Source organism: Streptomyces sp. N35 (assembly GCF_016464295.1).
In the GTDB taxonomy this organism is placed as follows: Bacteria; Actinomycetota; Actinomycetes; order Streptomycetales; family Streptomycetaceae; genus Streptomyces.
The window spans coordinates 20764-46876 of the sequence record NZ_JAEIMH010000058.1 but is presented as its reverse complement, the minus strand read 5'-3'; the positions used below and the strand labels follow the sequence as shown (position 1 = coordinate 46876).

General features: G+C 69.6%; 19 protein-coding genes and 1 pseudogene. 14 read left to right on the top strand and 6 right to left on the bottom strand.

Going from position 1 to position 26113, the window contains the following annotated elements; translation table 11 throughout:
• Positions 1-6: 6 nt before the first annotated feature.
• Positions 7-2100 carry an NAD(+) synthase gene (locus JAO81_RS28055; RefSeq protein WP_199550743.1) on the top strand — a complete coding sequence of 698 codons (2094 nt, stop codon included), beginning with the start codon at positions 7-9 and terminating at the stop codon, positions 2098-2100.
• Between the two features lie 77 nt (positions 2101-2177).
• Here the strand turns inward: JAO81_RS28055 and fdhD are convergent, their stop codons facing one another.
• From fdhD to JAO81_RS28030, 5 genes are all read right to left on the bottom strand, one after another.
• The gene (gene fdhD / locus JAO81_RS28050) at positions 2178-3041 is read right to left on the bottom strand and encodes a formate dehydrogenase accessory sulfurtransferase FdhD (protein ID WP_199550742.1); all 864 of its coding nucleotides are present in this window, start codon (positions 3039-3041) and stop codon (positions 2178-2180) included.
• A gap of 6 nt (positions 3042-3047) precedes the next feature.
• The gene (locus tag JAO81_RS28045) at positions 3048-3920 is read right to left on the bottom strand and encodes a 2Fe-2S iron-sulfur cluster-binding protein (RefSeq protein WP_199550759.1); all 873 of its coding nucleotides are present in this window, start codon (positions 3918-3920) and stop codon (positions 3048-3050) included.
• A gap of 11 nt (positions 3921-3931) precedes the next feature.
• Entirely contained in the window at positions 3932-5851 is a 1920-nt protein-coding gene (locus JAO81_RS28040) for an NAD(P)H-dependent oxidoreductase subunit E (RefSeq protein WP_199550741.1), read from the bottom strand.
• Between the two features lie 8 nt (positions 5852-5859).
• Complete coding sequence (locus JAO81_RS28035; protein WP_233416019.1) at positions 5860-7845, bottom strand: molybdopterin oxidoreductase family protein; 1986 nt, start codon at positions 7843-7845, stop codon at positions 5860-5862.
• 135 nt (positions 7846-7980) lie between these two features.
• Complete coding sequence (locus JAO81_RS28030) at positions 7981-8958, bottom strand: 2-dehydropantoate 2-reductase (RefSeq protein WP_199550739.1); 978 nt, start codon at positions 8956-8958, stop codon at positions 7981-7983.
• Between the two features lie 227 nt (positions 8959-9185).
• Between JAO81_RS28030 and JAO81_RS28025 the strand changes: the two genes are divergently transcribed.
• The 5 genes from JAO81_RS28025 to JAO81_RS28010 all read left to right on the top strand — a co-directional run bounded on the left by JAO81_RS28025 (position 9186) and on the right by JAO81_RS28010 (position 12720).
• Complete coding sequence (locus JAO81_RS28025; protein ID WP_199550738.1) at positions 9186-10520, top strand: OFA family MFS transporter; 1335 nt, start codon at positions 9186-9188, stop codon at positions 10518-10520.
• A complete protein-coding gene (locus JAO81_RS43460) occupies positions 10489-10623 on the top strand; it encodes a hypothetical protein (protein ID WP_267913069.1) in 135 nt (44 codons plus the stop codon). Before JAO81_RS28025 ends, JAO81_RS43460 begins: the two co-directional genes overlap by 32 nt.
• Before the next feature lie 205 nt (positions 10624-10828).
• Positions 10829-11506: a GntR family transcriptional regulator gene (locus JAO81_RS28020; protein WP_199550758.1), complete on the top strand. Its 678-nt coding sequence runs from the start codon at positions 10829-10831 to the stop codon at positions 11504-11506.
• A gap of 23 nt (positions 11507-11529) precedes the next feature.
• Positions 11530-11982 (top strand): DUF6153 family protein, encoded by a 453-nt coding sequence (locus JAO81_RS28015; RefSeq protein WP_199550737.1) that lies wholly within the window; start codon positions 11530-11532, stop codon positions 11980-11982.
• Positions 11983-12105: 123 nt separating this feature from the next.
• Positions 12106-12720, top strand: coding sequence for a DUF305 domain-containing protein (locus JAO81_RS28010; RefSeq protein WP_199550736.1), 615 nt, complete (start codon positions 12106-12108; stop codon positions 12718-12720).
• Positions 12721-12852: 132 nt separating this feature from the next.
• Here JAO81_RS28010 and JAO81_RS28005 read toward each other — a convergent pair whose 3' ends face one another.
• On the bottom strand, positions 12853-13677 hold the full coding sequence (locus JAO81_RS28005) for an NAD(P)H-binding protein (protein ID WP_199550735.1): 825 nt from the start codon (positions 13675-13677) through the stop codon (positions 12853-12855).
• Positions 13678-13933: 256 nt separating this feature from the next.
• On the opposite strand from JAO81_RS28005, the gene JAO81_RS28000 reads away from it, so the two are divergent.
• The 8 genes and pseudogenes from JAO81_RS28000 to JAO81_RS27965 form a co-directional block, all read left to right on the top strand.
• Complete coding sequence (locus JAO81_RS28000; RefSeq protein ID WP_199550757.1) at positions 13934-15124, top strand: ROK family transcriptional regulator; 1191 nt, start codon at positions 13934-13936, stop codon at positions 15122-15124.
• 326 nt (positions 15125-15450) lie between these two features.
• Positions 15451-16941: a sugar ABC transporter ATP-binding protein gene (locus JAO81_RS27995; protein WP_199550756.1), complete on the top strand. Its 1491-nt coding sequence runs from the start codon at positions 15451-15453 to the stop codon at positions 16939-16941.
• Positions 16938-17984 carry an ABC transporter permease gene (locus JAO81_RS27990; RefSeq protein WP_199550734.1) on the top strand — a complete coding sequence of 349 codons (1047 nt, stop codon included), beginning with the start codon at positions 16938-16940 and terminating at the stop codon, positions 17982-17984. Before JAO81_RS27995 ends, JAO81_RS27990 begins: the two co-directional genes overlap by 4 nt.
• A gap of 101 nt (positions 17985-18085) precedes the next feature.
• Complete coding sequence (locus JAO81_RS27985) at positions 18086-19129, top strand: substrate-binding domain-containing protein (RefSeq protein ID WP_199550733.1); 1044 nt, start codon at positions 18086-18088, stop codon at positions 19127-19129.
• Positions 19130-19264: 135 nt separating this feature from the next.
• Positions 19265-20491, top strand: coding sequence for a Gfo/Idh/MocA family protein (locus tag JAO81_RS27980; protein WP_233416018.1), 1227 nt, complete (start codon positions 19265-19267; stop codon positions 20489-20491).
• Between the two features lie 94 nt (positions 20492-20585).
• On the top strand, positions 20586-21587 hold the full coding sequence (locus JAO81_RS27975) for a sugar phosphate isomerase/epimerase (protein ID WP_199550732.1): 1002 nt from the start codon (positions 20586-20588) through the stop codon (positions 21585-21587).
• A 290-nt stretch (positions 21588-21877) separates the two neighbouring features.
• Positions 21878-25612: a ThuA domain-containing protein gene (locus JAO81_RS27970; protein ID WP_199550731.1), complete on the top strand. Its 3735-nt coding sequence runs from the start codon at positions 21878-21880 to the stop codon at positions 25610-25612.
• 314 nt (positions 25613-25926) lie between these two features.
• A pseudogene (locus JAO81_RS27965) lies at positions 25927-26113 on the top strand (myo-inositol-1-phosphate synthase); the annotation flags it as partial.

The window sequence follows — 26113 nt, the reverse complement described above, 5'->3', positions numbered from 1 at the left end:
GGGAGGATGGGGGCGTCTCGTCCAACGAGCAGACCGAGTCCGTCGAGCCGGGGAAGGCGCGCCTTGAACTTCTGGTCCCTCTACAGCCAGGGCTTCGCACGTATCGCCGCGTGCACGGGCCATACGTATATCGCCGACCCGCACGCCAACGCGGCCGCCGTCCTGCGGCAGGCGCGGGAGTGCGCCGAGGACGGGGTGGCCGTCGCGGTCTTCCCCGAGCTGACCCTCACCGGATACTCGATCGAGGACCTGCTCCTTCAGGACGTCGTCCTCGACCAGGTGGAGGCGGCCCTGCGGGAGGTCGTCGCCGGGTCCGCCGAACTGCTCCCGGTCCTCGTGATCGGCGCCCCGCTGCGCCACCGCCACCGCATCTACAACTGCGCGGTCCTCGTGCACCGCGGCCGGATCCTCGGCGTCGTGCCGAAGTCGTACACGCCGAACTACCGCGAGTTCTACGAGCGCCGGCAGATCGCGGACGGGGACGACGAGCGCGGCGGGACGATCCGGATCGCCGGCCAGGAGCTGCCCTTCGGCACGGATCTGCTCTTCGCCGCCGAGGACGTCCCCGGGCTCGTCGTGCACGCCGAGGTCTGCGAGGACATGTGGGTGCCGGTGCCGCCCAGCGCCGAGGCCGCGCTCGCCGGCGCGACCGTCCTCGTCAACCTCTCCGGCAGCCCGATCACCGTCGGCCGCGCCGAGGAGCGCAAGCTCCTGTGCCGTGCCGCCTCACAGCGCTGCCTGGCCGCGTACGTGTACTCGGCCGCCGGACCGGGGGAGTCCACCACGGATCTCGCCTGGGACGGCCAGACGATGATCTACGAGAACGGGGCGCTGCTCGCCGAGACGGAACGCTTCCCCGACGGCGACCGGCGCTCGGTCGCCGATGTCGACCTCGATCTGCTGCGCCAGGAGCGCATGCGGATGGGCACCTTCGACGACAACCGCCGCGTCCACGGCGAGCGCACCGGCGCCTTCCGGCGGATCTCCTTCCGCCTCGACGCGCCGGCCGGGAACCTCGGCCTCAAGCGCCGTCTGGAGCGCTACCCCTTCGTGCCCGCCGACGCCGAGCGGCTCGCGCAGGACTGCTACGAGGCGTACAACATCCAAGTCGCCGGTCTCCAGCAGCGGTTGGCCTCGATCGGCAACCCGAAGATCGTGATCGGCGTCTCCGGCGGGCTCGACTCCACGCACGCCCTGATCGTGGCGGCCCGTGCCATGGACCGGGCGGGCCGGCCCCGTACCGACATCCTCGGCTTCACCATGCCGGGCTTCGCCACCGGCGACCACACCAAGGGCAACGCGCACCGGCTGATGAACGCGCTCGGCGTGACGGCCGCGGAGCTGGACATCACCGGCACCGCCCGGCTGATGCTGGACGAGATGGACCACCCGTTCTCCGAGGGCGAGCCCGTCTACGACGTGACCTTCGAGAACGTCCAGGCCGGACTGCGCACCGACTACCTCTTCCGGCTCGCCAACCAGCGCGGCGGCATCGTGCTCGGCACGGGCGACCTGTCCGAGCTGGCGCTCGGCTGGTGCACGTACGGCGTCGGCGACCAGATGAGCCACTACAACGTGAACTCGGGTGTGCCGAAGACCCTCATCCAGCACCTCATCCGCTGGGTGGTCAGCAGCGAGCAGTTCGACGAGGAGACGGCCGCGACGCTGACCGCCGTGCTCGACACCGAGATCAGCCCGGAGCTGGTGCCGGGTGAGGAGCTGCAGTCCACGGAGTCGAAGATCGGCCCGTACGCGCTGCACGACTTCACGCTCTTCCACGTCCTGCGCCACGGATTCCGGCCGTCGAAGATCGCCTTCCTGGCGTGGCACGCGTGGCACGACGTGAAGGCGGGCGCGTGGCCGCCCGGCTTCCCGGACGACAAGCGCGGCGCGTACGACCTGCCGGAGATCCGCAGCTGGCTCGAGGTCTTCTGCAAGCGCTACTTCGCCTTCGCCCAGTTCAAGCGCTCCGCGATGCCCAACGGCCCGAAGGTCTCCCACGGCGGCTCGCTCTCGCCGCGCGGCGACTGGCGTGCGCCTTCGGACAGCACGGCGGAGGCTTGGCTGCGGGATCTGAAAAGGGTGGACGAGGCGCTGTAAGGCCGGGGCCCGGCCGGCGCAGGGGGCGCTCCCCGCCGGTGCCGGGCCCCGCCCGTCGTGCAGCGAGCCGCAGTCGCTCAGCTCGTCGAAGCCGTCGCCTCGAGGGCCAGGCGATGCTCGCCCGCGTACACGTTCATGGAGTCGCCGCGCAGGAATCCGACCAGCGTGAGACCGGTCTCCGCGGCCAGGTCGACGGCGAGCGAGGACGGCGCGGAGACCGCGGCGAGCACCGGGATGCCCGCCATCACGGCCTTCTGCGCCAGCTCGAACGAGGCGCGCCCCGAGACGAGCAGCACCGAGCGGGACAGCGGAAGGCGCCCCTCCCGCAGCGCGCGTCCGACGAGCTTGTCGACCGCGTTGTGCCGGCCCACGTCCTCGCGTATGTCGACCAGTTCGCCGTCCTCGGTGAAGAGCGCGGCGGCGTGCAGGCCCCCGGTCCGGTCGAAGACCCGTTGTGCTTCCCGCAGCCGGTCGGGGAGGCGGGCGAGCAGAGCGAGATCGAGACGGACCGGGGGAGCGCTGTCCCCTTGCGTATCGTCGATCGGCCACCGTGCGGTGGTGCGTACGGCATCCAGGGAGGCCTTTCCGCACAGGCCGCACGAGGACGTCGTGTAGACGTTGCGCTCCAGGGTGATGTCGGGGATCACGACATCCGGAGCGGTCCTCACATCGACGACGTTGTACGTGTTCGATCCCTCGGCGGTCGCGCCGGCGCAGTACACGATCGACTGCAGCTCCTCCGCGGCGCCGAGCACCCCCTCGCTCACGAGGAAGCCCGCCGCGAGCGCGAAGTCGTCGCCCGGGGTGCGCATCGTGATGGCGAGGGGTTTGCCGTTGAGCCGGATCTCCAGAGGTTCCTCGGCGACCAGGGTGTCCGGGCGCGCGGAGATCTGTCCGCCCCGCACCCGGATGACCCGGCGCCGTTCCGTGACGCGTCCCATGAGTGATCAGTCCCGGTTCTGTACGTGCTGGTAGCCGAAGCGGCCCTTGATGCAGAGATTGCCGTGGGTCACCGGGTTGTCGTGCGGCGAGGTGACCTTGACGATCTCATTGTCCTGCACGTGCAGGGTCAGATTGCAGCCCACTCCGCAGTACGCGCAGACCGTGGTCGTCTCCGACTGCTGCGACTCGTCCCAGGTGCCCGCCTCGCGCATGTCGAACTCGGACTTGAAGGACAGGGCGCCCGTGGGGCAGACCTCGATGCAGTTGCCGCAGTACACGCAGGCCGATTCGGTGAGCGGACCGTCGTGCTCGACGGCGATCCGGGCGTCGAAGCCCCGGCCCACGACCGAGATGGCGAAGCTGTTCTGCCACTGGTCGCCGCACGCGTCCACGCACTTGTAGCAGAGGATGCACTTGTCGTAGTCGCGGACGTAGAGGTCGTTGTCGATCTTCGGGTCCTCGTCGAGCCGGGCCGCGTCCGGACCGAAGCGGTCGGGCTTCGCGTCGTACTCCTTGATCCACTCCTCGACGCGGGGCGTGGTGGAGAGGTCCACGGACGACGCGAGCAGCTCGATCACGATCTTCCGGCTGTGCCGGGCCCGCTCGGTATCCGTCTTGACCGTCATGCCCGCTTCCGCCTTGCGGGAGCAGGCGGGCGCCAGTGTACGGGCGCCCTCGACCTCGACGACGCACACCCGGCAGGCGTTCTTGGGCCGCAGCGTGTCGCCCTCGCAGAGCGTCGGGATGTCCTTGCCCTCGGCCCGGCAGGCGTCCAGGATCGTGGACCCTTCGGGGACCCGGACCTCCTGCCCGTCCAGGGTGAACTCGATGAGCCGGCGCGGCAGTCCGAGCGGAACGGCGGACGTGTTGCGCGGCATGGCCGGTGCTGTCATTCGTACGCTCCCAGACGGTCGATGGCCGATTCCACGGCGCTGAACGCGGTCTGACCGAGACCGCAGATCGAGGCGTCCTTCATGGCCGCCCCCACTTCCCGCAGGAGTGCGATGTCGTTCGCGGCGGCCGCCCCGGTCCGGTCCGCGATCCGGTGCAGCGCCTCCTCCTGCCGTACGGTGCCGACCCGGCAGGGCACGCACTGGCCGCAGGACTCGTCACGGAAGAACTCGGCGATACGGAGCAGCATCCGCGGCAGCGGCACGCTGTCGTCGAGCGCGAGGACCACACCCGAGCCGAGCGTCGTGCCCGCCTCGCGGGTGCCCTCGAACGTGAGCGGGATGTCCAGTTCGTCGGCCCGTACGAAACCGCCCGCGGCGCCGCCGAGCAGCACCGCCCTCAACCGCTCGGGCGGGCCCGCGAGGTGGAGCAGATCGCCGAGGGTCGCGCCGAACGGCAGCTCGTAGATCCCGGGCCGCTCGACATTTCCGGAGACGCAGAAGAGCTTCGGACCGGTCGACTTCTGCGTGCCGATCGCCGCGAACGCCTGCGCGCCCGTCGTCAGGATCGGCAGCACGTTGACCAGCGTCTCGACGTTGTTCTCGACGGTCGGCTTGCCGAACAGGCCCTTCTCCACCGGGAACGGGGGCTTGGAGCGCGGCTCGCCGCGATAGCCCTCGATGGAGTTGAAGAGCGCCGTCTCCTCTCCGCAGATGTACGCGCCGGCACCCCGGCGTATCTCGATGTCGAAGTCGTAGCCCTGGCCCATGATGTTCTCGCCGAGCAGACCGCGCGCACGGGCCGTCTCGATGGCGTTCGTCAGGCGCTCAAGGGCGCGCGGGTACTCGCCGCGCAGATAGAGGTAGCCCTGCTTGGCGCCGATCGCGTAGCCGGCGATCGTCATCGACTCGATCAGCGAGTACGGGTCGCCCTCCATGATGACCCGGTCCTTGAAGGTGCCGGGCTCGGATTCGTCGGCGTTGCAGACCAGATAGTGCGGATGGTCCGGCTGTGAGGCTGTGGCCTGCCACTTGACGCCCGTGGGGAAGGCCGCGCCGCCCCGGCCGACCAGGCCCGAGTCCTTGACCTCGCGGATGACGCCCGCGGGGCCGATCGCGAAGGCCGTCCGAAGCGCCGTATAGCCGCCGTTCGAGCGGTAGTCGTCGAGGTCGCACGGGTCGACGACGCCGATGTTCTTGAGCAGCACCAGACCGTCCTGGCCGGCCTGGGGGACCGACAGCGCGGCCGCGGGCTTCTCGGGCGCCGTCTCCGGGGCGGTCGCCGCGACGACGGCCTCCTCGACGGTCGCCGGGGCGATCACGGCGGTGGCGCGCGTGACCTCGGACGCCACCGGCTCACCCCCGCTGAGCGCACCCAACAGCCGCTTCCCGGGGCCCACTTGATCGGACGCGGGAACCCCCGCCCGTATCACCAGAGCCGCCGGAGCACGCTCGCACAGACCCAGACAGGGACTCTTCTCCCAGAGCACCCCCGCCCCCGACGGTGTGCCCGCCGGACCCAGGCGCGCCTCGAGACCCGCACACAACGATGCGGAGTCCCGGGACGCGCACGCCAGGTCCGTGCACACGTGAAGGACCGTCGCGGGGCGGGGCTTCACGGCGAACATGGAGTAGAACGTCGCGACCCCGTACGCCTCCGCCGGCGGGACCGTGAGCCGCCTGCAGAGATAGTCGAGCGCGCCCTCGCTGATCCATCCCACCCGGTCGTTGACCGCATGCAGCCCCGGCAACAACAGATCGCGCCGCTCGCGTGCGGCCCGTCCTCCACGTGCCCAGCGAAGGTCGGTGTCCGTACGGTCCGACGCCCCCTCCCAGGCCGACTCCGGCGGACCGAGCAGCGCGTCGATCGCTGCCCGCTCCTCATCGGTCGGCTTGCTGTCACCGAAGTGCAGATCCATGTCCTGCCTCAGCTCCTCACGGCCGCGACGGGCTCTGGCTGTTCGCTCTTGAGCTTCTCGATACGGATCGCCGAAGCCTTGAACTCGGCGGTCCCCGCGATCGGGCAATTGGCCTCGATCGTCAGTTGGTTGGTGTCCACCTCGTCGGGAAAGTGCATGGTCATGAAGGCCAGCCCCGGACGGAGGGCGGGGTCGACCCAGACGGGAGCGGTGACCGTGCCGCGCCGGGACGCGACCTTCACCTCCTCGCCGACCTGGACACCCAGCCGCTCGGCGTCCTCCGGGCACAGCTCGATGTACTCGCCGCGCCTGAGCGGTGAGGCGAAACTGCCGCTCTGCACACCGGTGTTGTACGAGTCCAGGCGGCGGCCCGTCGTCAGACGGATCGGGAAGGACTCATCGGTCAGGTCCACCGGCGGATCGTGGTCGACGAGACCGAACGCGGCGGGCTTTCCGCGCAGCTCCGGGTTGGTCTCCCAGAGCCTGCCGTGCAGGAAGCTCGACGGGAGCTTGTCCGTGTCCGGGCAGGGCCACTGCAGTCCGTGATGCTCCTCGAGCCGGTCGTACGTCATACCGAAGTGGTCGGGGGACAGGGAGCGCAGCTCGTCCCAGACGGCCTGCGAGTCGGCCCACTTCCACTCGTGGCCGAGGAGACCCGCGATAGCGCAGATGATCTCGATGTCCTCGCGCGCCTCGCCGGGCGGCGTGAGTGCGGCCCGTACGCGCTGCACCCGCCGCTCACTGTTCGTGGTGGTGCCGTCCGTCTCGGCCCAGGCGGCCGTCGCGGGAAGGACCACATCGGCCAGCTCGGCCGTCTTGGTCAGGAAGATGTCCTGGACGACGAGGTGGTCGAGCGCCTTGAGCCGGCGCAGGGCCTGCTCGCTGTCCGCCTCGGACTGGGCCGGGTTCTCCCCGATGCAGTAGACGGCCTTGAGCGCGCCGTGCTCCATCGCCTCGAACATGTCGGTGAGCGTCATGCCGTACTTCGGCTGGATCACCACGTCCCAGGCGGTCTCGAACTTGGTGCGGTGGGAGACGTCGAGGATGTCCTGGAAACCGGGCAGCCGGTTGGGGATGGCGCCCATGTCACCGCCGCCCTGCACGTTGTTCTGGCCGCGCAGCGGCTGCACCCCCGCGCCCCAGCGGCCGACATGGCCGGTGAGCAGCGACAGGTTGATCAACGCCCGTACGTTGTCCGTGCCGTTGTGGTGCTCGGTGATCCCGAGCGTCCAGCACAGCTGGGCGCGCTCCGCGCTCGCGTAGGCGTGGGCGAGGTCCTTGATGGCGGCCGCGGGGACCCCCGTCACCTTCTCGGCGAGCGAGAGCGTCCAGGGCTCGACCAGCTTCTTGTAGTCCTCGAAACCGGTGGTGGCCCGGTCGATGAAGGCCTGGTTGTGCAGTCCGGCCGAGATGATCTCGCGTCCGACCGCATGCGCGAGGGGGATGTCGGTGCCGACGTTGAGTCCGAGCCAGCTCTCCGCCCATTCGGCGGTCGAGGTGCGCCGCGGGTCGACGGCGTACATCCGCGCACCGTTGCGTATCCCCTTCAGGACGTGCTGGAAGAAGATCGGGTGCGCGAAGCGGGCGTTGGAGCCCCACATCAGGATGAAGTCGGTGTGCTCCACCTCCTCGTAACTGGAGGTGCCGCCGCCCGATCCGAAGACGGCGGAGAGGCCGGCCACGCTCGGGGCGTGACAGGTGCGGTTGCAGGAATCGACGTTGTTCGTGCCCATCACGACGCGGGTGAACTTCTGCGCCACGTAGTTCATTTCATTGGTGGCGCGGGCGCAGGAGAGCATGGCGAAGGAATCGGGTCCGTGCTCGATCCGGCTCTGCCGGAAGCCCTCCGCCGCTTTCGCCAGCGCCTCGTCCCAAGTCGCCCTGCGCAGTGGCCCGTTCTTCTCGTCACGGACCATGGGGTGGGTGAGCCGGCTGTATGTCTTGGGAGTTCGGTCTCGCTTCTTCACGCTGAGCTCCTCATGCCTGTATTGCATACAGTATTCTGTCGCCTGTGTCCCAACGGAAGCCTCTTGCAAGGGGTTTGTTGATCCGTTGAGGTCCTGGCGGCGGATGAAGCGGGACGGGCGTACGGGTGTGCTGCGCCGCATGCCCGTCCCGGTCGTGCGGGGTCAGGCCGCGACGGCCGTGCCCTGGGCGAGGAGGTCCGAGATGGCCGCGACCGTACGCAGCGTCGGGACCTTGACGCCGGTGAACTCGGCCAGCTCCACCACGGCCGAGAGCAGGACGTCGAGTTCCAGCGGTTTGCCCTTCTCCAAGTCCTGGAGCGTGGAGGTGCGGTGGTCGCCCACGCGCTCCGCGCCCGCGATCCGGCGTTCGATGGAGATCTCCGGATGGCAGCCGAGCGCCGAGGCGACGGAGAGGGTCTCCGCCATCATCAGCTCGATCACCCCGCGGGTGGAGTCGTGCACGCACATCTCGCGCATCGTCGCCCGGGTCAGGGCACTGATCGGGTTGAACGAGATGTTGCCGAGCAACTTGATCCAGATGTCGTTGCGCAGATCCGGTTCGACCGGGCACTTGAGCCCGCCGGCCTGCATCGCCTCGCTGAACTCGAGACAGCGCTTGGAGACCGAGCGGTCCGGTTCGCCGATCGAGAAGCGGGTGCCTTCGATGTGGCGGACGACGCCCGGGCCCTCCAGCTCGGTCGCCGCGTAGACCACACAGCCGATGGCCCGCTCCTGCGGCAGTACGGCGGTCACCGAACCACCCGGGTCCACGCTCTCGATCCGCTTGCCGTCGTGCGGCCCGCCGTGGCGGTGGAAGTACCACCACGGAATGCCGTTCTGGGCCGCGATCACCGAGGTGTGTTCCTGGAGCAGAGGCTCGACCAGCGGCCCGCACGCCGCATAGGAGTTGGCCTTCAGCCCCAGGAAGACATGGTCGACCGGGCCGATGTCCTCGGCCCGGTCCGTCGCGTGCACCTGCGCGGTCCAGTCGCCCCGCGGACTGTGCACCTCCACGCCGTGCTGCCTCATGGCGGCCAGGTGCGGTCCAGGGGCCAGGGGATGAACGTCGGCGCCGGCGCGTTGCAGCGCCGCTCCGACGTAGGCGCCGATCGCACCGGCGCCGACAACTGCGACTTTCACTGTGAAGCTCTCCGTTCGGTCGAGGGAAGCCGATCTAGGGGAGCGGGGCTTGTGGCCCGGAACTGGTTAGTGTCGACGAAATATTGTCTACAGTATGGGAACCATCCCGACAACCCACCGCGTACGAGCGGAAGTTGTGGAACCTGCTCGGGCGCGCGCACTCATCGGACCACTCGACGGGATCGATCCCTTTTCAACTACTCGGGCGATCTCTAAGGTGCGCAGGCATGACCCCTCCGATCGCCCCACCCGGTTGGAGCCGCTGGCTCGTCCCGCCCGCCGCCCTCTCGGTGCATCTGTCCATCGGCCAGGCCTACGCGTGGAGCGTCTTCAAACCCCCACTCGAATCGGCGCTCGACCTCAGCGGCACCCAGAGCGCCCTGCCCTTCCAGCTCGGCATCGTGATGCTGGGTCTGTCCGCCGCGTTCGGCGGCACGCTCGTCGAACGCAATGGCCCGCGCTGGGCGATGACCGTCGCCCTGATCTGCTTCTCGTCCGGCTTCCTGCTCGCCTCGCTCGGCGCGGCCACCGAGCAGTACTGGCTGATCGTCTTCGGCTACGGCTTCGTCGGAGGTGTCGGCCTCGGCATCGGCTACATCTCCCCGGTCTCCACGCTGATCAAGTGGTTCCCCGACCGACCCGGCATGGCCACCGGCATCGCCATCATGGGCTTCGGCGGCGGCGCGCTGATCGCCTCGCCCTGGTCGGCCCAGATGATCGAGTCCTTCGGCGCCGACAGCGGCGGCATCGCCCTCGCCTTCCTGGTGCACGGCCTCACGTATGCCGTCTTCATGTCACTCGGTGTGCTGCTCGTACGCGTGCCTCGGCCGAAGGAGACCGCGGACGGCAAGCCGCCGGAGCTCACCGGAGTCCAGGTCTCCGCGCGACAGGCCATCCGCACCCCGCAGTTCTGGTGCCTGTGGGTGGTGCTCTGCATGAACGTCACGGCGGGGATCGGGATCCTGGAGAAGGCCGCCCCGATGATCACGGACTTCTTCGCGGACACCTCCAGCCCGGTCTCCGTCTCGGCCGCGGCCGGGTTCGTCGCGCTGCTCTCGGCGGCGAACATGGCCGGCCGCATCGGCTGGTCCTCCACCTCGGACCTGATCGGCCGCAAGAACATCTACCGGCTCTACCTGGGCGTCGGCGCGGTGATGTACCTGCTCATCGTCAGCTTGGGCGACTCCTCAAAGCCGCTGTTCATCCTCTGCGCCCTGGTGATCCTCTCGTTCTACGGGGGCGGCTTCGCGACCATCCCCGCGTATCTGAAGGACCTGTTCGGCACCTACCAGGTCGGTGCGATCCACGGGCGGCTGCTGACCGCCTGGTCGACCGCCGGAGTCCTCGGACCGCTGATCGTCAACTGGGTCGCGGACTCGCAGGAATCGGCCGGCAGGAGCGGGCCGGGTCTGTACGGCCTTTCCCTGACCATCATGATCGGGCTGCTCATCGTCGGGTTCGTCGCCAATGAGCTGGTGCGTCCCGTCGATCCGCGCCACCATCACATCCCGGCACAGCGAAAGGCCTCCGATGACTCCTCCGTCGAGCAGCAGTCCGCCTGACCGCCGCCCACTGATCGCCTTCGCCTGGCTCTGGGTGCTGATCCCGCTGGGATACGGAATCTACGAGCTCGTACGGAAGGCCACCCAGCTCTTCACGGGCTGACGCCGGCCCACGGAAACAGGGGCTGAGGTGCGCACACGCGTGCCTCAGCCCCTGCTTTGTGCACGGATGCGTATCCCTCTGTGACAAGGGCAACTTTTACCCACGCTGGAAATTGTGCTCGGTAGACTGTAGACGATAGCCAATGCCCATCCGTGAGGGGCGAGTTGACCGTGTGGCGGTGACGCCGCCCAGGAGGGGGTTCGTGATGTTGTCCGCTGGACTGCCGCAAGGAGCAGTGCCCAAACTCGAGCGGCCGGGTCCGCTGCGTGAGCGTGTCTATGTCGCGCTGCTCGAGCTCATCACGACCAGATCGCTGCGACCGGGCCAGCACCTTGTCGAGAGCGAGCTCGCCGGTCACCTCGGCGTCTCGCGTCAGCCGGTGCGCGAGGCGCTGCAGCGACTGAACACCGAGGGCTGGGTCGATCTGCGTCCCGCGCAGGGCGCGTTCGTGCACGAGCCCACCGAGGAGGAGGCCGACCAGCTCCTCACCGTGCGTACGCTCCTGGAGGCGGAGGCCGCGCGGCTCGCGGCGGCGAACGCGGGGTCCGCGGGGATCGCCGCGCTCGAGGCGCTGTGCGAGAAGGGCGAGCAGGCCGTCGCCGACGGAGAGGTGGACCTGGTCGTCGCGACCAACGCCGAGTTCCACGCCAAGGTCATGCAGCTGGCCGGCAACCTCGTGCTCTCCGAGCTGGCCGCGCGCGTCGACCAGCGGGTGCGCTGGTACTACACACCGGTCGCCCGCCAGCGCGGCAAGCAGTCCTGGATCGAGCACCGCGAGCTGATCGCCGCGATCTCGGACCGCGACGAACAGCGCGCCACGCAGGTCATGCGCGCCCACACCGAGCACACCCGCCGTACCTACCACCAGCGCGAGAACGGCTGAACGCCGCTGCGTACGATGAGCGCGTGACCGCAGCCCTGTCCACGAGGACCCGCCCGCCCGGGCGGCCCCTCGGGCTGCTGGTGCTGGCTGCCCTGACCGGTGTGCTCGGGATGCACGCGCTGCCTCCCGGGGGTGCGCCGATGGCGCATCCGAAGGCGATGGCGCACGCCGGCGAACAGGCCGCCGTCGGGGGTCATGCGACGGTGGCAGGTCATGCGACGGTGGCAGGTCATGCGGCCGCCGCCGGCCGGACGACCGTCCACTGCGCGCACGGCGGTCACGGATCGCAGCACCTGGAGCACGCGGACGGCACCTGCGCGGCGGCCGGGATCGGCTCGCCCTACGCGCCGCCCGCGCTGACCGCGGCCGCGGTCGACGTACCCGCCGGGTCCGTGGTGCCGGCCGGTGTCTTCGCCGGCGCCGAGCGCGGCCGGGCTCCACCCGATCTGGCTGAACTGCAACTTCTGCGCATATAGGCCGCTTTGCGCGGCGGCCGGTCCGGCGTGAACGTCGCCGGGTGCTCCGCCGCGTCCGCGTACACCTGTATTCGCGCATGCGCACGGCCCGCAGCGGCCGTGCGCGAAGGAGTTGCACCCCAGATGAAGAGCACACGTACCCTCATCCGCCGTACCGTCGCGGTCACCGTCGCCGGTGCCGCCGCGTTGGTCCTGGCCGCCTGTGGCGGCGAGGGCTCCACCGGTCACGGCGGCGGCCACACCTCGACAACGCCGTCGGCCGCCCAGGGCGAGCGGAACGCCGCAGACGTCGCGTTCGCGCAGGGGATGATCCCGCACCACCGCCAGGCGGTCGAGATGGCGGAGCTCGCCCCGGAGCGGGCGCGGTCGGCGGAGCTGAAGCGGCTCGCCGAACAGATCAAGAAGGCGCAGGACCCGGAGATCAAGACCTTGTCCGGGTGGCTGACCTCGTGGGGTGAGGAGGTGCCCGCCGAGGGCGCATCCGGCCACGCGGGGCACGGCGGCACGGCGGGCATGATGACCGGGGAGGAGATGACCGAGCTCGAGAACGCTTCGGGCAAGGACTTCGACACGGCCTTCATGGAGCTGATGATCAAGCACCACGAGGGCGCCGTGGCCATGGCGAAGACCGAACAGGCCGAGGGCGCCTACGCCCCCGCCAAGAAGATGGCCGACGCGATCGTCACCTCGCAGTCCGACGAGATCGAGCGGATGAACACGATGCTCGGCAAGGACTGACACCCCGGGCGGGTGAGGGGGCGGGTGCCCGAGGGTGCCCGCCCCCGTCCGCCTGTCCTGTCTGCCTGTCTGCCTGTCCCCGTCCGCCCGTCCCCGTCCCGTCTGCCGTCCCCGCCCGCCGGCCCCGTCCCTCTACGCGAAGGCGGCGGCGTGCTCCGTCGCCCAGGTGCGGAAGGTCCGCGGCGGCCTGCCCGTGAGCTGCTCCACCGTGGGCAGCACGTTCGACTCGTCCAGCGTGCCGTCCACGTAGAAGCGGAAGAAGGCTTCCACGTACGCGGCGGGCATCTGCGCGCTCATCTCCGCGCGAGCCTCGTCGTCCGGCTGCCCGACGAAGGTCAGCTTGCGGCCGAGCACATCGCCGAGGATCTCCACCCGCTCCTCGGGCAGCAGCGACTCGGGACCGCTCAAGGCGTAGGCCTTGCCTTCGTGGCCGGGGGAGGTGAGGGCGAGGGCGGCGACCGCTCCGATGTCGTACGGGTCCAGGGTCGCCTGCCGTACGTGGGCGAACGGGGCGCGGATCACGTCGCCGGCCGCCAACTGGTCCTTCCACTGCAGGGCGTTGGCGGCGAACGCGCAGGGGCGGATGAACGTCCACGGCAGTCCGCTCGCCTCGACCGCCTCCTCGGACTCCAGCATGTAGCGGGTCACCGCGTTGCTCCGCTCCCCGCCCGGGACCGAGCTGCTGGACAGCAGCACCACCCGCTCCACTCCCGCGTCCGCGCACCTGGCGAGGGTCTCGGGGAGCCGCTGATAGCCCGGAAGCAGGAAGATCCCCCGTACGCCGTCGAGGGCCGAGGCCACCGATGCGGGATCGTTGAGATCGCCGGGAACGGGCAGGGCGCCGTCCGTGCGGGGCAGGCCCTTGCGGCTGAACGCCCGTACGGGCACGTCGAGTCGGCGCAGGTGACGGACGACTTCCGAGCCGACATGGCCGGTGGCGCCGGTGACCAGGAACATGCGGGACCTCTCCCTGTTGCGTCGGATGACCCCACCCCAACAAGGACCCGGCGGGCTGTCCACCCCGTACCGAACCGTGGACCCCACGGCCGCGGACACGGCCGTCCCACCGGGCCCGTTCGCATCTTTGTCCTGTGCGTGGAGAAAGTTGTACTGGATTCCTGCGCAACTTCTTCCCCCTCAGGTCAACCGCTGCTACTTTCCCCTCGAAAGCCAGCGGATGCCGGAGTACGGCGGGAGGGGCGGCGTGAGACGAATGACGGCTCGACCCGCGAACGCGCACCAGGCGCGACTGCTCCGCCTGCTGCGTGACGGCGGGCCGAACTCACGGGCACAACTGGGCGACCAGGTCGACCTGTCCAGGTCGAAGCTGGCCGTCGAGGTGGACCGCCTCCTGGAGACCGGTCTGGTGGTCGCCGACGGTCTGGCCGCCTCGCGCGGCGGCCGCCGCTCCCACAACATCCGGCTCGCACCGGAACTGCGCTTCCTCGGCGTGGACATCGGCGCGACCTCCGTCGACGTGGCCGTCACCAATGCGGAACTCGAGGTGCTCGGCCACGTCAACCAGCCGATGGACGTCCGTGAGGGCCCCGTCGCCGTCTTCGAGCAAGTCCTCGCCATGGCCGCCAAGTTGAAGGCCTCGGGGCTCGCCGAAGGCTTCGACGGGGCGGGCATCGGCGTCCCGGGACCGGTCCGCTTCCCCGAGGGCGTTCCGGTCGCTCCGCCGATCATGCCCGGCTGGGACGGCTTCCCCGTACGGGAAGCGCTCAGCCAGGACCTCGGCTGTCCGGTCATGGTCGACAACGACGTGAACCTGATGGCCATGGGGGAGCAGCACGCGGGCGTCGCCCGCAGTGTGCACGACTTCCTCTGCATCAAGATCGGCACCGGTATCGGCTGCGGCATCGTCGTCGGCGGCGAGGTCTACCGCGGTACGACGGGCTCGGCCGGCGACATCGGCCATATCCAGGTCGAACCGGACGGCAGGCCCTGCGCCTGCGGCAACCGGGGCTGCCTGGAAGCCCACTTCAGCGGTGCCGCGCTCGCGCGGGACGCGCAGGAGGCGGCCAACTCCGGTCGCTCACCCGAACTCGCGGCGCTGGTCGAGGCCGAGGGATTCGAGGGCCGGCTCACCGCCCCCGACGTGGCCGCGGCCGCGGCCGCGGGGGACGCCGCCGCTCTGGAGCTGATCCGTGAGGGCGGCAACAGGACCGGGCAGGTCATCGCCGGTCTGGTCAGCTTCTTCAACCCCGGGCTCGTGGTGATCGGCGGTGGTGTGACCGGACTCGGCCACACGCTGCTCGCCGCCATCCGTACCCAGGTGTACCGCCAGTCGCTGCCGCTCGCGACCGGCAATCTGCCCATCGTCCTGGGCGAGTTGGGGCCCACCGCCGGAGTGATCGGCGCGGCCCGGCTCATCAGCGACCACCTGTTCTCGCCGGCCTGATCCACGAGGCCGGCGCGCACCACCCGGCACGGCTGCACCACCGCTGCGTACGGCACCCGGTACGTCCCGTACGCCCGCAGCATCACCCGTACCGGGCACCCGGTACGTCCCGTACGCCCGCAGCATCACCCGTACCCCTGGCAACACCCGCACCCGTAGAGCCGCCCCTACCCGTCCAGCGAACGACTCGGCCCCACCCCATCCGGACCCGCGCCCGGTACGACGCGCGGCTTTGCCCTGCCCGCTCACCCGGCATGGACCGCCCTTTGAGGGGATATGTCATGGCACCAGAGCAAGACCGAGCACCACAGCCGCCCTTGCTGCTCATGGACGGCATCACCAAGTCCTTTCCCGGCGTCCGCGCTCTCGACGGCGTCGCCCTCGAAGTGCTGCCCGGTGAGGTGCACTGTCTGCTCGGGCAGAACGGCGCCGGCAAGTCCACCCTGATCAAGGTGCTCGCCGGCGTCCACCAGCCCGACGGCGGTGTGATCCGCTGGCAGGGCGAGCAGGTCGCCCTGCGCTCGCCGATCGCGGCGATGCGCCTGGGAATCGCCACCATCTACCAGGAGTTGGACCTCGTCACGCATGTGTCCGTGGCCGAGAACGTCTTCCTCGGGCACGAGCCGACCAGCGCCGGATTCGTCGTACGGGCCGGAGAGGCGAAGGAAGCAACGCGCAAGCTGCTCAAGCGACTTGGGCACCCGGAGATCGACCCGGGCACGCTCGTCGGCAACCTCTCCGCCGCCCACCAGCAGATCGTGTCGATGGCCCGCGCGCTCTCCCACGACGTACGTCTGATCGTGATGGACGAACCGTCCGCGGCGCTCGACCCGGACGAGGTCGAGAACCTCTTCCGCATCGTCGCCGACCTCACCGCCGACGGCGTCGCCGTCGTCTACATCTCGCACCGGCTCGAGGAGATCCGCCGGATCGGCGACCGGGTCACCGTACTCAAGGACGGCCGGGCGGTAGCCGTCGGACTGCCGGCCAAGACCACCCCGACCAGCGAGGTCGTCTCCCTGATGACCGGGCGAGACGTCGAGTACATCTTCCCCGAGCGGCCCACAGAGGCCGCGAACGGCAAGGTGCTCCTGAAGGCCGAAGGCCTTTCGCGCGACGGCGAGTTCGCGCCGCTCGACCTGGAGATCAGGCCCGGAGAGATCGTCGGCCTCGCAGGCCTGGTCGGCTCGGGGCGTTCGGAGATCCTGGAGACCATCTTCGGTGCCAGGAAGGCCAGTTCGGGCCGTGTGCTCGTGGACGGCGAGGAAGTGAGGCCCGGCAGCGTGCGGGCCGCCGTACGCGCGGGGCTCGGGCTCGCTCCCGAGGAGCGCAAACACCAGGCGTTGCTGATGCTGGAGTCCGTCACACGCAACGTCTCGGTCTCCTCCATGTCCCGCTACTCACGCGGTGGCTGGCTCAACCGCGGCGCCGAATTCGTCGCCGCACAGAAGGCGGTACGCGAACTGTCACTGCGGCCCGACAACCCCGACGTGCCGGTGCGCACCCTCTCCGGCGGCAACCAGCAGAAGGCGGTACTCGCCCGCTGGTTGCTGCGTGGCTGCAAGGTGCTGCTGCTCGACGAACCCACCCGCGGGGTCGACGTCGGCGCGCGCGCCGAACTGTATGCCGTCATCCGGCGGCTCGCCGACGAGGGCCTCGGAGTGCTGCTCGTCTCCAGTGAAGTCCCCGAGGTGCTCGGTCTCGCCGACCGGGTGCTCGTCCTGCGCGAGGGACGCGTGGTGCATACGGCGCCCGCGCAGGAGCTCGACGAACACCGCGTACTCGATCTCGTGATGGAAGGGAGCCCGGCGACATGACAAGCCCTGTTTCGAAGGCGGAGCAGAACGGCCCCGGGGCCGGGCCTGTGCTCGCCGAACCCGAGGCGCCCAAGGCGCCAAGCCCTCGGCGTATCGCCTTCGCCCGTGCTGATCTGCGTACCCTGTCCCTGGTCGGCGTGCTGATCGCGCTGGTCATCGTGGGCGGTATCACCAAGCCGGACAACTTCCTCGAGATCGACAACCTCCAACTGGTCCTCACCCAGGCCTCGGTCATCGGTGTGGTCACGGTCGGCATGACCTTCGTGATCATCAGCGGCGGTATCGACCTGTCGGTCGGCGCGATCGTCGCCCTCGCCTCCGTATGGGCGACGACAGTGGCCACCCAGGAGTTCGGCTTCTGGGGCATCCTGTTCACCGCGGTGCTCGTCGGTCTCGGCTGCGGACTCGTCAACGGGGTCCTGATCTCGTTCGGCGGGATGGTGCCGTTCATCGCGACCCTGGCGATGCTCGCGGCCGGTCGCGGCCTCGCGCTGCAGATCACCGGCGGCAACACGCAGACCATCACCATCGACTCCGTCCTGGAGCTCGGCTACCGGGACTCCTACATCCTGGGCATCCCGCCGCTCGTACTGATCTTCGCGGGCGTGGCGGTCATCGGCTGGCTGGTGCTCAACCGCACCACCTTCGGCCGCCGCACGGTCGCCGTCGGCGGCAACGACGAGGCGGCACGCCTGGCCGGCATTGATGTCCGCAGGCAGCGGCTCTACGTGTATCTGCTCTCCGGACTGTGCTGCGGCATCGCCGCGTTCATGCTGATCGTGCTCTCCGGCTCGGGCCAGAACACCAACGGCAACCTCTACGAACTCGACGCCATCGCCGCCTGCATCATCGGCGGCACCCTGCTCAGCGGCGGCCGGGGCACGATCGTCGGCGCCGTACTCGGTGTGCTGATCTTCCAGACGATCACCAACATCTTCATCCTGAACAACCTGGAGAGCGCGACGCAGCAGATCGCCAAGGGCGCGATCATCGTCGCCGCCGTCCTGGTGCAGAACCGCACGTCGCGCAACCAGACCACTTAGCGCGCTTGTGGACACCCCGTCTCCCGCGCGCACTACCACCCCGTTCCTCCCGTGCACACCCACCCACCCCGTCGTACCCACACTTCAGCGAAGGGTTCGTCATGCCAGAGATCACGAGCCGCAGAGGGCTGCTCTTCGGGGCCGCCGCCATCTCGACCGGTGCGGTCCTCACCGCGTGCACCAGCAATGAGCCGAGCGACAAGGAGAACGACAAGCCGTCGGAGGCCCCGGTCGCCGACGACAAGCCCGGCAAGGAAGTCACCATCGGCTTCGCCGGGCCGCAGGCCGACCACGGCTGGCTCAACGCGATCAACGACAACGCCCGCAGCCGCGCCAAGAAGTACTCGGACGTCACGCTCGACATCACCGAGGGCTCCAACGACGCGGCCGCCCAGATCGGCCAGATCGACTCGCTGATCAACAAGAAGGTCGATGTCCTTGTGATCCTGCCGGCCGACGGCAAGGCCATGACCCAGGCGGGCCTCAAGGCCATGCGGGCCGGCATCCCGGTGATCAACCTGGACCGGGTCTTCTCCTCGCCGCAGGCCTACCGCTGCTGGATCGGCGGCGACAACTACGGCATGGGTCTCAACGCCGGGCACTACATCGGCGAGAAGCTCAAGGACAAGCCGGACGCCAAGGTCATCGAGCTCGCGGGCATCGACAACCTGGAACTCACCCAGCAGCGCACCAAGGGCTTCGACGACGCCCTGAAGAACTACCCGAACATCAAGAAGGTGGCCCGCCAGGCCGCCGAGTTCACCGTCGAGTCCGGCCAGGCCAAGATGGCCTCGCTGCTGCAGGCGCAGAAGAACTTCGACGCCCTGTGGAACCACGACGACGACCAGGGCGTCGGCGCCCTGCAGGCCATCGAGCAGGCAGGCCGCGACGGCTTCCTGATGGTCGGCGGCGCGGGCGCGGCCAGCGCCTTCGACCACATCGAGAAGGACGACGGCGTGCTCAAGGCCACCGTCCTGTACCCGCCGACCATGGCCGCGTCGGCCATCGACCTGGCGCGTGCGCTCGGGCAGGCCAAGGGCATCGGCGGTATGGCCGAATTCGAGATCCCGTCCTCGGTCACCTTGTACTCGGCCGTCGTCGACAAGGAGAACGTCGCCCAGTACAAGCCCACCGGCTTCAAGTGATGCGGGCTCGGGCCCCGGGGGCCCGGGGGCGCGGGGGCCCCCCCCCCCCCCCCCGGGCGCGCCGGCGGGCCCCCGCCCCGGCGCTCCCCGCGCCAGCCAACTCCGCCCCCGCAAGCCGACTAGGAGGAACCCCGTATGGAGGACGTGCAAGGCAAGCAGGAGTCCGCCGCCGAGAGGCGCGGCGGACTCGGCGTGGGCATGGTCGGCTACGCCTTTATGGGTGCCGCCCACTCGCAGGGGTGGCGCACCGCGGGACGGGTCTTCGACCTGCCGCTGCAGCCCAGGCTCGCGGCGATCTGCGGACGGGACGCGAGGGCCGTGCAGGCGGCTGCGGACCGGCACGGCGGGGCGGCCGCCGAGACCGACTGGCGGGCGCTGATCACCCGCGACGATGTGCAGCTCGTCGACATCTGCACACCGGGCGACAGCCACGCGGAGATCGCGATCGCCGCGCTCGAGGCCGGTAAGCATGTGCTGTGCGAGAAGCCGCTGGCCAATACGGTCGAGGAGGCCGAGGCGATGCTGGAGGCGGCCGAACGGGCCGCCGCCCGCGGGCAGTTGGCGATGGTCGGCTTCAACTACCGCCGGGTGCCCGCCATGGCCCTCGCCCGGCAGATGGTCGCCGACGGCAAGCTGGGGGCCATCCGCCACGTACGCGTGACGTATCTGCAGGACTGGCTGGTCGACCCGGAGTTCCCGCTGACCTGGCGCCTGGAGCGGGAGCACGCGGGGTCGGGGGCGCTCGGCGATCTCGGGGCGCACATCGTGGACCTCGCGCAGTACGTCACCGGATCGCAGATCACCGGCGTCTCGGCGCTCACCGAAACGTTCATCCGGGAGCGTCCGCTGCTCTCCGGTTCCTCGGCCGGCCTTTCGGGGACCGCGTCGGGGGAGCGCGGGCCGGTGACGGTGGACGACGCCGCGCTGTTCACGGGCCGGTTCGCCAACGGGGCGCTCGCCTCCTTCGAGGCGACCCGGTTCGCGACCGGACGCAAGAACGCGCTCCGGCTCGAACTCAACGGCGAGAAGGGCTCGCTGGCCTTCGATCTGGAGCGGCTCAACGAGCTCGAGTTCCACGACCAGACCCTGCCCGCCGGCTCGGCCGGATTCCGGCGCATCCTCGTCACCGAACCCGAGCACCCGTATCTGGAGGCCTGGTGGCCGCCGGGTCACGGTCTCGGCTACGAGCACACCTTCGTCCACCAGGCCCGCGACCTCGTGCACGCCATCGCGTCGGGCACCGCGCCCGCGCCGTCCTTCGCGGACGGTCTGCAGGTGCAGCGGGTGCTCGCGGCGGTCGAGGAGAGCGCGGCCAAGAACTCCGCGTTCACCGCCATACCGGCCCAGGAGGCCCGGACATGAACCGCGTACGGGTCGAGGAGGCCCCGGACATGAACCGCGTACGGGTCGAGGAGGCCCCGGACATGAACCGCATACCGGTCGAGGAGGCCCGGACATGACCCGACCCTTCACGCTCTTCACCGGCCAGTGGGCCGATCTCCCGCTCGAAGAGGTCTGCGCGCACGCCCGCGACTTCGGCTACGACGGCCTCGAACTCGCCTGCTGGGGCGACCACTTCGAGGTCGACAAGGCCCTCGCAGACCCCGCGTACATCAAGGGGCGCCACCAGCTCCTGGAGAAGTACGGCCTGAAGTGCTTCGCCATCTCCAACCACCTCGTCGGCCAGGCCGTCTGCGACTCGATCATCGACGAGCGCCACCAGGCCATCCTGCCGTCGCGCATCTGGGGCGACGGTGAGGGCGAAGGCGTACGGCAGCGCGCTGCCGCCGAGATCAAGGACACCGCACGGGCCGCCGCGGCCTTCGGGGTCGACACCGTGATCGGCTTCACCGGGTCCTCGATCTGGCATCTCGTCGCCATGTTCCCGCCGGCGCCCGAGTCGATGATCGAGCGCGGATACGAGGACTTCGCCGAGCGCTGGAACCCGATCCTCGACGTCTTCGACGCGGAGGGCGTGCGCTTCGCGCACGAGGTGCACCCCAGCGAGATCGCGTACGACTACTGGACGACCGTACGCGCGCTGGAGGCGGTGGACCGCCGCCCGGCCTTCGGCCTGAACTTCGACCCGTCGCACTTCGTCTGGCAGGACCTCGACCCGGTCGGCTTCCTGTACGACTTCCGCGACCGGATCTACCACGTGGACTGCAAGGAGGCCCGGCGCCGCCTCGACGGCCGCAACGGGCGGCTCGGCTCGCATCTGCCCTGGGGCGACCCGCGGCGCGGCTGGGACTTCGTCTCCGCGGGACACGGCGACGTGGCCTGGGAGGACGTCTTCCGGATGCTCAACTCCATCGGCTACGAGGGTCCGATCTCGGTCGAGTGGGAGGACGCCGGGATGGACCGCCTGCGAGGCGCCCCGGAGGCGCTGGCCAAGCTGAAGGCGTACGACTACGAGCTGCCGACGACGTCGTTCGACGCCGCATTCGGGAGCGACTGAGCGCGGGCCCGCAGGGGCCCGGTGGTCGTCCGCGACACCGGGCCCCCGCTCCGGCCTGCCCGGAATCAGGCCACTCAACAGGCCGCTGACCTCGGCGAACAAGGCTTTGTCCTTAGCCGGGAAAAAGTTCAACTTCCTTGCTGCACAACGTCTTTCGGAAGTGGACGAACCCGGCTACGGTCCCTGAGGTGTACAGGACATGAGTGGCTCGGGGTGACGGCGCACCCCAGGCCTTTACCGCACGTCACCGCACCCGTTCCGTACGGCCCACCCGTTCCCGGAGGGACTTCGTGCACAGAAGCAGAGATCTCACTCCAAGAGCCGCCAGAGCCAAGAAACGTCCGAGACTGCGCACCACCCTCGCCCTGTTCACCGGCCTGCTGCTCGCCGTGGGCACCCCGGCGAGCATCGCCGGAGCCCATCCCGGCCACCCCGAGCACGACGAACAGCCGGCCGCCGCCGAAGGGCAGTTCCAGCAGGTGCCACTCGCCAAGGGCGAGCCCGAGACCGGCGAGCCGATGTCGCTCGCCGTACTGCCGGACCGCAGCGTCCTGCACACCTCGCGCGACGGCACACTGCGCCTGACCGACCAGGGCGGTGTCACCAAGGTCGCCGGCAAGATCCCCGTCTACAGCCATGACGAGGAAGGCCTGCAAGGCGTTGCCGTCGACCCGGACTTCAAGAACAACCGGGCGATCTTCCTCTACTACGCCCCGCCGCTCGACACCCCGGCCGGGGACGCCCCGGAGACCGGCACCGCCGAGGACTTCAAGAAGTTCGACGGCGTGAACCGGCTCGCCCGCTTCACCCTCAACGCCAACGGCACGCTCGACATGGCCAGCGAGAAGAAGGTCATCGACGTCGCCGCCTCGCGCGGTCTGTGCTGTCACGTCGGCGGCGACATCGACTTCGACGCGCAGGGCAACCTGTACCTGTCGACCGGCGACGACACCAACCCCTTCGCCTCCGACGGCTACACCCCGATCGACGACCGCGAGGGCCGCAACCCCGCGTTCGACGCGCGGCGCAGCTCCGGCAACACCAACGACCTGCGCGGCAAGATCCTCCGGATCAAGGTCGCCGCGGACGGCTCGTACACCGTCCCGGAGGGCAACCTCTTCGCCCCGGGCACCGAGAAGACCCGCCCCGAGATCTACGCGATGGGCTTCCGCAACCCGTTCCGGATGAGCGTCGACGACAAGACCGGCATCGTGTACGTGGGTGACTACGGCCCCGACGCGGGTGCGGCTTCCGCGACGCGCGGCCCGGCCGGGCAGGTCGAGTTCGCCAAGGTCACCAAGGCCGCGAACTTCGGCTGGCCGTTCTGCACGGGCAACAACGACGCCTACCTCGACTACGACTTCGCCACCAAGGAGTCCGGCGAGAAGTTCGACTGTGCCGCGCTGAAGAACACCTCGCCGCACAACACCGGGCTCACCGACCTGCCGCCCGCGCAGGCTGCATGGATTCCGTACGACGGCGGCAGCGTCCCCGAGTTCGGCACCGGCTCCGAGTCCCCGATGGCGGGACCCGTATACCGCTACGACCCGGACCTCGACTCCAAGGTGAAGTTCCCCGCGTCCTACGACGGTGACTTCTTCGCGGGTGAGTTCGGCCGCCGCTGGATCAAGCCGATCTCGCAGAACGAGGACGGCTCGGTCAAGGAGATCAAGACCCTGCCGTGGACCGGCACCCAGATCATGGACATGGAGTTCGGCCCCGACGGCGCGCTCTACGTCCTCGACTACGGCGTCTCCTGGTTCCAGGGCGACGAGCACTCCGCGCTCTACCGGATCGAGAACGCCGAGGACGGCTTCTCGCCGCTCGCCGAGGTCAGTGCCGACAAGACGTCAGGACCGGCCGGACTCAAGGTGAAGTTCACCGGCTCCGCCAAGGACGCCGACTCGACCGACCTCACCTACAGCTGGGACTTCGGCGACGGTACGAAGGGCGAGGGCCTGACGCCCACGCACCAGTACAAGAAGATCGGCACCTACACGGTGACGTTCACGGCGAAGGACCCCGAGGGCAACACCGGCAGTGCCAACGCCCGGATCGTGGTCGGCAACACCGAGCCCAAGGTGAAGATCGACATCCCCGGCAACGGCAGCCTGGCCGAGTTCGGCAAGCCCGTCCCCTTCAAGGTGACGGTCACCGACCCCGACGAGACGGTCGACTGCTCCAAGGTCAAGGTCGCCTACAGCCTCGGCCACGACTCCCACGCCCACGAGCTGACCAGCGAGATGGGATGTGAGGGCACGCTGACACCGCCTCCGGGCGACGGCGGCCACGACCCCAACGCCAACATCTACGGCGTCGTCGGCGCCTCGTACACCGACGGCGGCTCGAACGGCCAGGAGGCGCTGACCGGTACGGCCCGCGCCGTGCTCCAGCCGCTGCACCGCCAGGCCGAGCACTTCGGCAAGCAGTCGGGCATCAAGACGTACGACAAGGCCGGTGCCAACGGCGGCAAGACCGTCGGTGACATCAACGACGGCGACTGGATCTCCTTCAGCCCGTACAAGTTCTCCGGGCAGAAGAAGATGACCGTACGGGCCTCCTCCGGCGGCGCGGGCGGCTTCATCGAGCTGCGCACCGGTTCGCCCACCGGGCCGCTGCACGGCTCGGCGTACATCCCGCCGACCGGCAGCTGGGACACCTTCCAGAACGTCGACGTTCCGCTGCGGGCCCTGCCCGGCAAGACCACCGAGATCTACCTGGTCTTCAAGGGCGGCGAGGGCGCGCTGTACGACGTGGACGACTTCGAGTTCTCCACCGAGCCGTTCAAGGCCGGCAAGAAGGTCCTGGTCTTCTCCAAGACCGCCGGCTTCCGGCACGACTCCATCCCGACCGGAGTCGCGGCCCTGAAGGAGCTCGGCGCGCCGGCCGGCATCACGGTCGACGCGACCGAGGAGGCCGGACAGTTCACCACCACCAACCTCGCCAAGTACGACGCGGTGGTCTTCCTGTCCACCACCGGTGACGTACTGAACGAAGCGCAGCAGAAGGCGTTCGAGGGGTACGTGGCGAACGGCGGCGGCTACATGGGCGTCCACGCGGCCGCCGACACCGAGTACGACTGGGAGTTCTACGGCGGCCTCGCCGGCGCCTACTTCGAGTCGCACCCGGCGATCCAGAAGGCCACGGTCCGCGTCCATGACCACGACCACCCGTCCACCGCGCACCTCGACGCCAAGTGGGAGCGCACCGACGAGTGGTACAACTACCGCACCAACCCGCGTGACAAGGCGAAGATCCTCGCCACCCTGGACGAGACGACCTACCAGGGCGGCACCATGAAGGGCGACCACCCGATCGCCTGGTGCCAGAGCTACGGCGGCGGCCGCTCCTTCTACACCGGTGGCGGTCACACCAAGGAGTCGTACGCCGAGCCGGCCTTCCGTACTCATCTGCTCGGCGGTCTGCAGTACGCCTCCGGCCAGGTGAAGGCGGACTGCAAGCCCGACACCGGCTACCGGGACATTTTCAACGGGGAGACCCTTGAAGGCTGGAAGCAGGCCGGTCCCGGCAAGTTCAACGTCAAGGACGGGGTCATGGAGACCGAGGGCGGCATGGGGCTGCTCTGGTACCAGGCCAAGGAGCTCAAGTCGTACTCCCTGAAGCTCGACTGGAAGATGCAGGGCGACGACAACTCCGGGATCTTCGTGGGCTTCCCGGCCTCCGACGATCCGTGGTCCGCGGTGAACAAGGGATACGAGATCCAGATCGACGCCTCCGACGCGGCCGATCGCACGACAGGAGCGGTCTACTCGTTCAAGTCGGCGAACATCAAGGCCCGTGACCAGGTGCTGCGGCCGCCAGGCCAGTGGAACTCGTACGAGATCAGGGTCCAGGGGGAGCGCCTCCAGGTGTTCCTCAACGGAGTCAAGATCAACGACTTCACCAACACGGACCCCGCGCGGAGCCTGACCGACGGCTACATCGGTCTGCAGAACCACGGCGCCGCCGACCAGGTCTCCTTCCGCAACATCCAGTTGAAGCACCTGCCCGTTCCGGGCGCCTAGTACGGCGTCGGGCGGCGGACGCCGGACCTCCGCCCGACGTCTCAGGCCCTGTCGCCTCCGGGTGAGCAGGGCCAGGCCGGACCGGCTGCCCCCGAATTGATCACCCCCGGATTGGACCGGGGGGGCGGCCGGGCCCGGCCCGCCCCTCCCGGCGCCGACCCGGCGACGGGCGGGATGGCCCGCCGGTGGCCGGGATCTGTCCGGTGGCCGGCGGCTCGTCCCGCCGGCGGCCGGACTGTCCGGCGGCTGGGCGGCAGATTCCGACAGCGGCCGGGACTATCCGGCAATGGTCCGTGCACGACAGGAGGCTCCCTGTGTCCACGTCCGCATCCCCCCAACCGCCGTCCACCGCGCCCGCCTTGGGAGTGTGGCTGATCGGAGCCCGGGGCTCCGTCGCCACCACCGTCGTCGCCGGCGCGGCGGCCGCCGCCGCCCGGCTGCGTCCCGCGGCCGCCATGGGCCCCGCGACGGCCGCCTCCCCGGGCCGCTCGGTCGCGCCCC

Coding starts and splice junctions, on each gene's coding strand:
- JAO81_RS28055 (WP_199550743.1), top strand. CDS start 7: ATGGGGGCGTCTCGTCCAACGAGCAGACCGAGTCCGTCGAGCCGGGGA.
- fdhD (WP_199550742.1), bottom strand. CDS start 3,041: ATGGGACGCGTCACGGAACGGCGCCGGGTCATCCGGGTGCGGGGCGGA.
- JAO81_RS28045 (WP_199550759.1), bottom strand. CDS start 3,920: ATGCCGCGCAACACGTCCGCCGTTCCGCTCGGACTGCCGCGCCGGCTC.
- JAO81_RS28040 (WP_199550741.1), bottom strand. CDS start 5,851: ATGGATCTGCACTTCGGTGACAGCAAGCCGACCGATGAGGAGCGGGCA.
- JAO81_RS28035 (WP_233416019.1), bottom strand. CDS start 7,845: ATGCAATACAGGCATGAGGAGCTCAGCGTGAAGAAGCGAGACCGAACT.
- JAO81_RS28025 (WP_199550738.1), top strand. CDS start 9,186: ATGACCCCTCCGATCGCCCCACCCGGTTGGAGCCGCTGGCTCGTCCCG.
- JAO81_RS43460 (WP_267913069.1), top strand. CDS start 10,489: ATGACTCCTCCGTCGAGCAGCAGTCCGCCTGACCGCCGCCCACTGATC.
- JAO81_RS28020 (WP_199550758.1), top strand. CDS start 10,829: ATGTTGTCCGCTGGACTGCCGCAAGGAGCAGTGCCCAAACTCGAGCGG.
- JAO81_RS28010 (WP_199550736.1), top strand. CDS start 12,106: ATGAAGAGCACACGTACCCTCATCCGCCGTACCGTCGCGGTCACCGTC.
- JAO81_RS28005 (WP_199550735.1), bottom strand. CDS start 13,677: ATGTTCCTGGTCACCGGCGCCACCGGCCATGTCGGCTCGGAAGTCGTC.
- JAO81_RS28000 (WP_199550757.1), top strand. CDS start 13,934: ATGACGGCTCGACCCGCGAACGCGCACCAGGCGCGACTGCTCCGCCTG.
- JAO81_RS27995 (WP_199550756.1), top strand. CDS start 15,451: ATGGACGGCATCACCAAGTCCTTTCCCGGCGTCCGCGCTCTCGACGGC.
- JAO81_RS27990 (WP_199550734.1), top strand. CDS start 16,938: ATGACAAGCCCTGTTTCGAAGGCGGAGCAGAACGGCCCCGGGGCCGGG.
- JAO81_RS27985 (WP_199550733.1), top strand. CDS start 18,086: ATGCCAGAGATCACGAGCCGCAGAGGGCTGCTCTTCGGGGCCGCCGCC.
- JAO81_RS27980 (WP_233416018.1), top strand. CDS start 19,265: ATGGAGGACGTGCAAGGCAAGCAGGAGTCCGCCGCCGAGAGGCGCGGC.
- JAO81_RS27975 (WP_199550732.1), top strand. CDS start 20,586: ATGACCCGACCCTTCACGCTCTTCACCGGCCAGTGGGCCGATCTCCCG.